General features: G+C 42.2%; 10 protein-coding genes and 1 tRNA gene. 3 read left to right on the top strand and 8 right to left on the bottom strand.

The window, feature by feature from the left end; genetic code table 11:
* Together ABI367_RS00625 and ABI367_RS00620 are read right to left on the bottom strand one after the other, a co-directional pair.
* Nucleotides 1-199, bottom strand: a 199-nt coding sequence (locus ABI367_RS00625) for a hypothetical protein (protein ID WP_462227967.1), incomplete at its 3' end; no start/stop codon positions are given.
* Nucleotides 200-387: 188 nt separating this feature from the next.
* Nucleotides 388-960, bottom strand: coding sequence for a hypothetical protein (locus tag ABI367_RS00620; RefSeq protein WP_462227966.1), 573 nt, complete (start codon nucleotides 958-960; stop codon nucleotides 388-390).
* A gap of 94 nt (nucleotides 961-1,054) precedes the next feature.
* On the opposite strand from ABI367_RS00620, the gene ABI367_RS00615 reads away from it, so the two are divergent.
* Nucleotides 1,055-2,362, top strand: coding sequence for an SIR2 family protein (locus tag ABI367_RS00615; RefSeq protein WP_462227965.1), 1,308 nt, complete (start codon nucleotides 1,055-1,057; stop codon nucleotides 2,360-2,362).
* A 72-nt stretch (nucleotides 2,363-2,434) separates the two neighbouring features.
* Here the strand turns inward: ABI367_RS00615 and ABI367_RS00610 are convergent, their stop codons facing one another.
* Both ABI367_RS00610 and ABI367_RS00605 read right to left on the bottom strand, forming a co-directional pair.
* Entirely contained in the window at nucleotides 2,435-2,632 is a 198-nt protein-coding gene (locus tag ABI367_RS00610; protein WP_462227964.1) for a hypothetical protein, read from the bottom strand.
* 85 nt (nucleotides 2,633-2,717) lie between these two features.
* Nucleotides 2,718-2,794, bottom strand: a tRNA-His gene (locus tag ABI367_RS00605).
* A 243-nt stretch (nucleotides 2,795-3,037) separates the two neighbouring features.
* On the opposite strand from ABI367_RS00605, the gene ABI367_RS00600 reads away from it, so the two are divergent.
* Together ABI367_RS00600 and rnhA are read left to right on the top strand one after the other, a co-directional pair.
* Nucleotides 3,038-5,134, top strand: coding sequence for a heavy metal translocating P-type ATPase (locus ABI367_RS00600; protein ID WP_462227963.1), 2,097 nt, complete (start codon nucleotides 3,038-3,040; stop codon nucleotides 5,132-5,134).
* Between the two features lie 59 nt (nucleotides 5,135-5,193).
* Nucleotides 5,194-5,691 (top strand): ribonuclease HI, encoded by a 498-nt coding sequence (gene rnhA, locus ABI367_RS00595; RefSeq protein WP_462257992.1) that lies wholly within the window; start codon nucleotides 5,194-5,196, stop codon nucleotides 5,689-5,691.
* A gap of 214 nt (nucleotides 5,692-5,905) precedes the next feature.
* Here the strand turns inward: rnhA and ABI367_RS00590 are convergent, their stop codons facing one another.
* The 4 genes from ABI367_RS00590 to ABI367_RS00575 form a co-directional block, all read right to left on the bottom strand.
* Nucleotides 5,906-6,400, bottom strand: a complete 495-nt coding sequence (locus ABI367_RS00590) for a metallophosphoesterase family protein (protein ID WP_462227960.1) — start codon at nucleotides 6,398-6,400, stop codon at nucleotides 5,906-5,908.
* A 24-nt stretch (nucleotides 6,401-6,424) separates the two neighbouring features.
* Nucleotides 6,425-7,129, bottom strand: a complete 705-nt coding sequence (locus ABI367_RS00585) for a tRNA1(Val) (adenine(37)-N6)-methyltransferase (protein ID WP_462227959.1) — start codon at nucleotides 7,127-7,129, stop codon at nucleotides 6,425-6,427.
* Nucleotides 7,130-7,251: 122 nt separating this feature from the next.
* On the bottom strand, nucleotides 7,252-7,641 hold the full coding sequence (gene gloA2 / locus ABI367_RS00580) for an SMU1112c/YaeR family gloxylase I-like metalloprotein (protein ID WP_462227958.1): 390 nt from the start codon (nucleotides 7,639-7,641) through the stop codon (nucleotides 7,252-7,254).
* Between the two features lie 125 nt (nucleotides 7,642-7,766).
* A partial coding sequence (locus ABI367_RS00575; protein WP_462227957.1) for an AIR synthase related protein occupies nucleotides 7,767-8,804 on the bottom strand: 1,038 nt, incomplete at its 5' end.

Below are 8,804 nucleotides of genomic sequence, written 5' to 3'. Positions count from 1 at the left end.
ACCATGTGGCCCAAAACTCAACAACATATACCTTTCCTTTTTCAAATTCTTCAACAGGTGTTCCTTTAAGCCATTTCTTTACACGTAATTGTGGCACATCATCACCAATATTTTTAATAGGGTGATAATCAGGTTTTCGCTTACAGGCAAAAGCTGTTATTAAACATAACACTAGGAGTAAGTTGATTTTGATTCTCATATATCACCGACTTTTTATTTTTAAATATTATACTAATCAACTAAAAAATTAGTACAAAAGCAAGTATTAATTCAAAAACTTTTCATCATCACATTAGGGTTTCCGTAAGGGATCCTGATGGTGCATTACCCTTTCTCTCGCAGGGTCCTTTGCGAGGGCACATAGCCCTTTAGAGCAGTTGAATAGAGTTAAGGCGTTTTTGGCCGCTTTTTGGAAATGGTGTCGACAGTTTTATGAGTGGGATAAGATGGGGGTATCATTGCTTTTATGTGGGTTACTTCTTTGCTTAGGGAGTCTAATTTATGGGATAATAACTCTTTTTCATGATTGGCATGAAGTCCAAAAATAACCGTTGTTAGTAAAGACCCACCCGCTATAATAACAGCGCCCCAGTTATACCAGTTTTGATTTTTATAAGATTGTATGGTTGCTTCTCTTAGTACACGGGTAGAGTAATATTCAAATCCATCTTTAGTGATAGATGCTGAAAAATTACCATCGACAATATACAGTTGCTGTAAATCTGCGTGTTCATTTGAGTATTTTATATAACCCTGTCTTTCAAGTGTACCCAATACGGACATTACTCGGCTCCAGCTTTTACCAAAAGCGTCCAGCGCATCATCCATAATGGTTTCTTCTTCTCTTGATTTATTGACATAAGGTAGGCATAGGTCTTTAATATTGGTATCAACGCCGATACCCTCGTTGGCCAAATATTCTAATACCTCAAAATACAAATGTTTGATAGGTTTTTCCATAAATAAATATATTAAATTAATCACCGTATGTAAGGTATATATATACCTCTGCGAGAGATCCTGCGGGGACGAAAAAAATTATTTAACTTTCCATATGAACAAAAAGAGAAATGTCATACTATTTGGTGCGGGCGCAGTGATTGACTGGAGCGGCCCAAAAACCCTTGACCTCACTAAAACAACTAGGGAAGGTGGCTTTTTAACAAAAAGCGGAAAAACTAGAATTACTGAATTTATTTATGACAAACTTCTCAAAGTTCCAGGTTATAGTAAAGACGATATAAATTTTGAAACAATTATAAATGTTATTGAAGAATTAATAGTTTATTATGCTAATCACGGACTACGAACGAAAGTTCCGGCATTAATGAAAACATTTTTTAGCGCTAATTTTGAAGAGGAGATATTAAACTTCTCCATTATGGGTGGTGAGTATTATAATATGTATAAGTTACATATTCCCGGAAAAAACGATGAGTGGGCATTGATGAACAACGGAGAGGAGACACCTGAACAGTTCTTTTTACAACAATTACTTGCCCATCTTCTTACCGACATCACAATTGAGATAGAGCATTACGCCTATCATACCGCCAGCAAATCTAATGTGCTGATAGAAAAAAACTTCGAGATTAACAAACTTTTTCAGGATTGGATAAACCTTATAAATGGCGGCGACATTTTGCGTATGTACACATTGAACTATGATAGGAATTTTAAAATATTGTTGAACAAATCCGTCTACAAATATGAGGTGTTTGAAGGTTTTGATTGTGGTGATGTTGTTGGATATACCGATAAATTAAAACCGAACATACGTCGTATTCTTGAAGATCAAAACTGCCATACTTATTATAATCTTCATGGCAGTATATTTTGGAGGGTCGAAGCATTAAATCAATATCAATTAGAGCTGCCGGAGTACTATTTAGCATGTGGCGCTTACTTGGAACAAAACACTGATAAATTCCCTATGTTTCAAAGCGAAAAAGGGAAAACCGTTTTCCTTACGAATTTCATTGCTGGTTATCAAAAAACCCAACGAACAATATTTTCACCATTTAGACAGATGCAGGCAGCATTTGATAGAGACTGTACTTTCTGCGACAAGTTGTTTATAATCGGTTATTCGTTTGGCGATGAACATATAAATTCCAGCATCAGAACCGCGTTGCAGGAAAATAAAAATCTTAAAATTGAAATAATAGATCCCTGTTTCAAACAGAATGAATTTGATTTGACTGTCATGATGAAAATTTTTGCTGCATCCGACAGAATGTATACCGGATTTCCGACTAATGTTTTAGAAAACGTACATGGCTTTCTTAACGGAGCTGTGACTGTGCACGCTAAAACGTTTAAGCAGTATATGATAGATACTTTGAACCTTAATGGTCTATAATATTCTACTTGCAACAAAAAAGCCCCTCATTTTCATGAGAAGCTTTTAGGGTAAATGATGGGGCTCATTATATCATTTACGAAGTTTTTTCATAATAACATCCCGGCTAACAGATTTCCCTGTTTTTGAGCTTGCCATAATAGCCCCTAAGGCCAGGTCTTCGGATTGCTCCTGGGTAACACTATTTACCTTTACCCCCAACTTTTTTGCCAATTTTGCAATTAGTTCCAGGTTATCCGTATCGTCGCTTTGAATTATCAGGCTTGTCATAATATTTTATTATATACTAAGGTACAAAAAAGCCCTTAAAGCAAAAAGACTTGCGAAGTTTTAAAAACTTCGCAAGTCTAATTAGTGGGGTAAATGATGGGGCTCGAACCCACGACCCTCGGTACCACAAACCGATGCTCTAACCAACTGAGCTACATCTACCGTTTTGGAGAGTGCAAATGTATAAAATTGGGGTGTAATTGCAAAGAGTTTATTGTAGAAGTTGAAAAAAGTTATAAGGTTGTAAGAGTTGTAAAGCGATCACACAAAACCGTTATAACATTTACAACCTCTGCAACCATTTCAACTAAACTATTAAAACCACTACAACTCCTTACAACCCACCTACACTAATATTACATTAAGCTTACCCGTTTACCCTTAGGGTATGGTTAAATTTGTACTATGGCCGAGCAACTCATAGAACTGAACGTTACCGGGATGCACTGCAACAACTGCGCCCTGAGCATCCACAAGCTTTTAGAGAAAAAAGGCCTGCACGATATACTGGTTGATTTTGCCGGCGAAGAAGTTAAATTCTCTACCGACGACCAAACCGCACTACCCGGAATAATCAAAGATATTGAGGGCCTGGGCTTTAAGGTGGTAGAGGATATGGCTACCCATCAGCCTAAATTTTACGAAAAGGTAGAAAACAAGTTTATATTCTGCGCCTTGTTTACCGCTCCCCTGCTGCTGCACATGCTGGTGCATATTCCTTTTTTACATTTGCCGCTGGTGCAGTTGCTGTTATGTCTGCCTGTTTTTATAGTGGGCTGCCTGCATTTTGGCAAAAGCGCTATCAATTCCATCCGCGGCGGCGTACCTAATATGGACGTGCTGATTTTTGTAGGATCGACAGCGGCTTTTGTATACAGTTTGATAGGCACTATTGAAAACTTAGGCGAGAACTACCTGTTTTATGAAACCTGCGCCACTATTATTACGCTGGTGCTGCTGGGTAACGTTTTGGAGAAACGGTCGGTTACGCAAACCACATCGGCTGTTAAGGACCTGGTAAAAATACAACAGGTAAACGCCAACCGCATGGTTGACGGTACCATAGAAGTAATAAACGCCCGCGAAGTACGCCCCGGCGATACGCTGGTAGTTAACCAAGGTGATAAAGTGCCCGTGGATGGCGAGATACTATCAGGCAGCGCCTCGGTTGATGAAGCCATGCTTACCGGCGAAAGTGTACCCGTTGACAAGGACAAATACGACAAGGTAATAGGCGGCACTATTGTACAAAACGGCAATTTTACCATGCTGGCTACCAAGGTAGGCTCAAACACCGTACTATCGCAAATTATTGAGCTGATGAAAAAGGCCCAGGCCGCCAAACCACCCGTACAAAAACTGGGTGATAAAGTGGCGGGGATATTTGTGCCTGTGGTTATAATTATCTCGTTCTTAACCTTTGTAATAACTTATTTCGCTACTTCGGCGGGTTTACAGCTCTCATTAATGCACGCTATCGCGGTGCTGGTAATATCCTGCCCTTGCGCTATGGGTTTGGCCACCCCTACCGCGGTGATGGTGGGGCTGGGTCGCGCGGCTAAGAACGGAATATTAATTAAAGGTGGCGATACCATTGAAGCCGTAGCCAACACCAAATACGTAGTATTTGATAAAACCGGAACATTGACCACCGGCAAATTCAGCGTAAAAGATATTAAGGTGGAAGACGGCGTGGACCTGGAGCATATCCGCGGCATTATTACCGTTATTGAAGAACGCTCCAATCACCCCATTGCCAAATCATTAATAAACGGCTTAAAGGGCTTACCACAAACCAAACTGGTACTACGTACCACTACCGAAGAGAAGGGTCTGGGTATGCGCGCAGAGGATGTGGAAGGCAATACTTATTTTTTGGGCACAGGTAAATCTGCTAATGACAGCGACTTTAACCTGTCGCTCTATAAAAATCAAATACTGCTGGCACAAATAGCCATTGACGATACCATTAAACCCGAAGCGGCAGGCTTAATAGCCGAGTTGAAGAAGATGAACATTATCCCGGTACTGCTTAGCGGCGATCGTAACAACCGCTGCCTTAAAGTAGCCAAACAGGTAGGTATTACCGAGGTCCACGGCGAAAAACTGCCCGACGAAAAACTAACGGTGATAGACATCTACAAACAAAAAGGCAAAACCATTATGATTGGCGACGGCATAAACGATGCCCCTGCCCTAACCAAAGCCGATGTAGGTGTATCCATGAACGACGCCAGCCAGGTAGCCATACAATCGGCCAAGGTAGTTTTATTGAATACCGACCTGCAATCCGTCATCAAATTTTTGCAGATCAGCAAGCATACCATGATCACCATTAAACAAAACCTGTTTTGGGCATTTGCCTACAACGTAGTGGCCATACCCGTAGCCGCCTTAGGTTTTTTAAACCCTATGTGGGGCGCATTTACTATGGCTTTCTCGGATGTGGTGGTGATTGGGAATTCGTTGCGATTGAAGTCGAAGAGAGTTGATAGATCATAGTTCATGGATCATAGTAGCCCATGATATTATAAATTGTATATTTTTGCTTTACGATGGCTATGAACCATGAACCATCAACTATGAACCAAATTGAAATTTACACAGACGGCGCATCAAGCGGCAACCCGGGACCGGGGGGATATGGGGTTATACTGCGTTCGGGCAGCCATTATAAAGAGTTATCCGAAGGTTTCCGTAAAACTACCAATAACCGCATGGAACTGCTGGCGGTAATTAAGGGCCTGGAAGCTTTGAACAAACCCAACCAAAACGTTACTATTTTCTCTGACTCAAAATACGTTATTGACGCTATCGAAAAACGTTGGGTGCATGGCTGGGTACAAAAAGGTTTTAAGGATAAAAAAAACAAGGACCTTTGGTTGCGGTATTTGGACATAGCCAAACAACATAACGTCAAATTCAACTGGGTACGCGGCCACAACGGTCACCCCGAAAACGAGCGCTGCGATGAATTGGCTGTTGCGGCGTCTAAGAATAAGGAGTTGCTTATTGATTCGGTGTTTGAGGTGGAGAGTGCGAAGGGTAGTTTGTTATAAGAACTACAAATCTCAATTACAACCAAGATATCGTAAATGCTCCGTAGGAGCTACCTGTTTGTAGAATTATTATATAAAAAAACAAATTGCTCCGTAGGTGCAACCCCAAACAGACAGGTGGAATTTATTTATTACGGGTTGCACCTACGGAGCAAAAATATCAGGTTGCTAATTTGCTACAAACAGGTAGCCCCTATGGGGCATTAGCTTGGGGCTACTTACCCCCCAACTCAATCACCTGCAAATCTTTAATCTTATCGCCATCAATAGCAAACAGCATCAGTGTGCGCACCTTTTGCCAGCCCTGCTTACCCGCCGCGCCGGGGTTGAGGTGCAGGCAGTTTATCTTTTTATCAAAAATAACCTTCAGGATATGCGAGTGCCCGGATATAAATAACTTAGGCGGGTTAGCATATATTTCTTGTCGTATCCGCAGGTCATAACGGTCGGGGTAGCCACCAATGTGGGTCATCCAAACATCTAAACCTTCGCAGTTAAAGCGCAGGTTTTCGGGGTAAGTTTGGCGTATCTCTTTTCCATCGATATTGCCGTATACGCCGCGCAGGGGTTTAAAGGCGGTTAGTTTATCTACCAGGTCTATATTCCCAAAATCACCGGCATGCCATATCTCGTCCACGTTTTCAAAGTGCTTAAAAACGGCATCGTCGAGGTAGCTGTGGGTATCAGATATAAGACCTATCCTTGTCATAGTATTTCGGATTTTTTTTTGATTTTAGAATATGGTAAAGAAATCCCTTAATGCGTTCTGATATTCATCCGAATATACTTTCTCTTCCCTGTAAATTACAAATTCTTCATCATTTGACATGGCATCATTTAAACCAAAAACCAACATCTCCCTATGCGGTTTTGAATCAGGATAAGATTTAATGGCGATAGTCTTTTGCAGATGCAGGTTATTTTGCTGCGCGATGGTTTTCACCAGTTCGGCAGTATCTAAAGGCAATATCAGCCAGCAAGTGCCGGTATGGGTAAGGCGATTTGCTACGGCTTTAATTAACCCTTCAAAAAAATCACCATCCGCATGTTTGGCCATATTCTTTTTCGCCTCCGGCGATTCGAGGGAGTTGATATAAAATGGCGGGTTAGAAACGATCAGATCATATTTTTTTTGTGCATGATTTTCAAAATAGTCTTCAAAGCTATGGGCGTACAACGCTAACCGGTCATTAAACTTTGAATTTTGAAAATTTATGCGGGCGGTATGCGCGGCAGCTTTATCTATCTCTACCGCATCCACCGTCGCGTTAGCAAAGCGTTGTGCAAGCATCAATGCGATAACGCCCGTGCCGGTACCAATGTCTAATATATTTTCAGGCTGATTTACAGCTGCCAACGCGCCTAACAACACGCCATCCGTATTGATCTTCATGGCGCAGTTGGTTTGGTTTATAGCGAATTGTTTGAATTGGAACATGGGTGCAATTTACAACTACCCCCTGTCATTTCGAACGAGGTACGAGGAGAAATCTTGAACGTCCTGCCAATCGCGCGTATAAGATCTCTCACTGCGTTTCGAGATGACAAGAGGGTTAGGGCCTACCCCTCATACAACTCAATCGGCAACCCATCCGGGTCAGCAAAAAAGGTGAAACGTTTTTGGGTGAACTCATCTATGCGGATATCCTCTAACACAACACCATGCTTTTCTATTTCCTGCTTAGCCTCCTCCACATTATCCACCTCAAAAGCCAAATGCCTTAACCCCGTTGCTTCCGGCCTCGATGGCCTTGCGGGCGGATTTGGAAACGAAAAAAGCTCGATCTGATAAAGTCCGTTCACTTCCAGGTCGAGCTTGTAGGATTGTCTCGCTTCGCGATAAACCTCGCGCACTGCTTTTAAACCCAACACCTCCGTATAAAAATGTTTAGACTTCTGGTAGTCCGAACAAATAATAGCGATATGGTGTACCCGGTTAAGTTTCAGCATAAAATAAATTTATTTCATGTCATTTCGAACGAGGAACGAGGAGAAATCTTATACAAGCAATAAGCATCGGATGTTATCGTATAAGATTTCTCGCTGCGCTTCGAAATGACAATTAGTGTAGGGGTCTATTCCCCTAATATCGCGTGCAATACATTATCATAAACCAATTTCACATCGGTAATATGACCAAATGATTCTTCATCTACATGCATATAACCGTTGCTTACGGTACCCAGCAGACTAAACTCCACCTCGCTGGTAGCCATTAGTTCAATAAAGCGTTCCTGGTCATCAGGGGCAACACTTACCACTACCCTGCCCTGCGCCTCGCCGAATAAAAAAGCATCCTTACGCACGCTGCTATCCGAGGCGATATCAAAGCCTAAACCATTTGGCATAGCCGACTCTACCAGCGTGATAAACAAACCACCATCAGCCACATCATGGGCCGACTGTACAATTTTATGTTTTATCAGTTCCTTTACCACCTGGTGCATATCATACTCCTTATCCAAATCAAAATACGGTGACGGGGCAGCCAGTATTTTATGGTACGATGCCAGGTATTGTGAAGAAGCGATATCATTAACCGACTCGCCAATCAGATACACCAAATCATCCGGTTGTTTAAAGTCTGATGTCATGATGTTATTTACATCATCCATCACCCCTAACATACCAATAGTTGGCGTAGGGAACACCGGGCCGTCGTCGGTACTTTGGTTGTAAAAACTTACGTTACCACCCGTAACCGGGGTTTCAAACTTGGTACAGGCCTCGCCCATACCTTTTATGGCACCCACAAACTGCCAGTAAACTTCGGGCTTGTAAGGGTTACCAAAGTTAAGGCAGTTGGTTATAGCCACCGGCTCACCGCCCGCGCAGGTAATATTACGCGCGGCCTCGGCAACGGCAATGGCCGTACCCTTTTGCGGATCGGCGTATACGTAGCGCGAGTTACAGTCAACCGTTAGCACAATAGCTTTATCGGTACCTATCACGTTTACCACCGCCGCGTCGCTTGGGCGGTTGGTGGTCATGGTAGCCACACCCACCATCGAGTCGTACTGATCAGTAACCCAACGTTTGGATGCTATGTTTACATGGCCTATTAAATGCTCTGCCACCTCAATTAAGTTGGCAGGCTCTTTTACATCTTCTAT

Source organism: Mucilaginibacter sp. (assembly GCF_039935595.1).
Taxonomy (GTDB): Bacteria; Bacteroidota; Bacteroidia; order Sphingobacteriales; family Sphingobacteriaceae; genus Mucilaginibacter.
Note: the sequence above shows the minus strand (reverse complement) of the source record. Positions and strands in the feature narration are given on the sequence as shown.

Excerpts from the sequence above, each read along its gene's own strand:
- ABI367_RS00620 (WP_462227966.1), bottom strand. The coding sequence starts at position 960 with ATGGAAAAACCTATCAAACATTTGTATTTTGAGGTATTAGAATATTTG.
- ABI367_RS00615 (WP_462227965.1), top strand. The coding sequence starts at position 1,055 with ATGAACAAAAAGAGAAATGTCATACTATTTGGTGCGGGCGCAGTGATT.
- ABI367_RS00610 (WP_462227964.1), bottom strand. The coding sequence starts at position 2,632 with ATGACAAGCCTGATAATTCAAAGCGACGATACGGATAACCTGGAACTA.
- ABI367_RS00600 (WP_462227963.1), top strand. The coding sequence starts at position 3,038 with ATGGCCGAGCAACTCATAGAACTGAACGTTACCGGGATGCACTGCAAC.
- rnhA (WP_462257992.1), top strand. The coding sequence starts at position 5,194 with ATGAACCATGAACCATCAACTATGAACCAAATTGAAATTTACACAGAC.
- ABI367_RS00590 (WP_462227960.1), bottom strand. The coding sequence starts at position 6,400 with ATGACAAGGATAGGTCTTATATCTGATACCCACAGCTACCTCGACGAT.
- ABI367_RS00585 (WP_462227959.1), bottom strand. The coding sequence starts at position 7,129 with ATGTTCCAATTCAAACAATTCGCTATAAACCAAACCAACTGCGCCATG.
- gloA2 (WP_462227958.1), bottom strand. The coding sequence starts at position 7,641 with ATGCTGAAACTTAACCGGGTACACCATATCGCTATTATTTGTTCGGAC.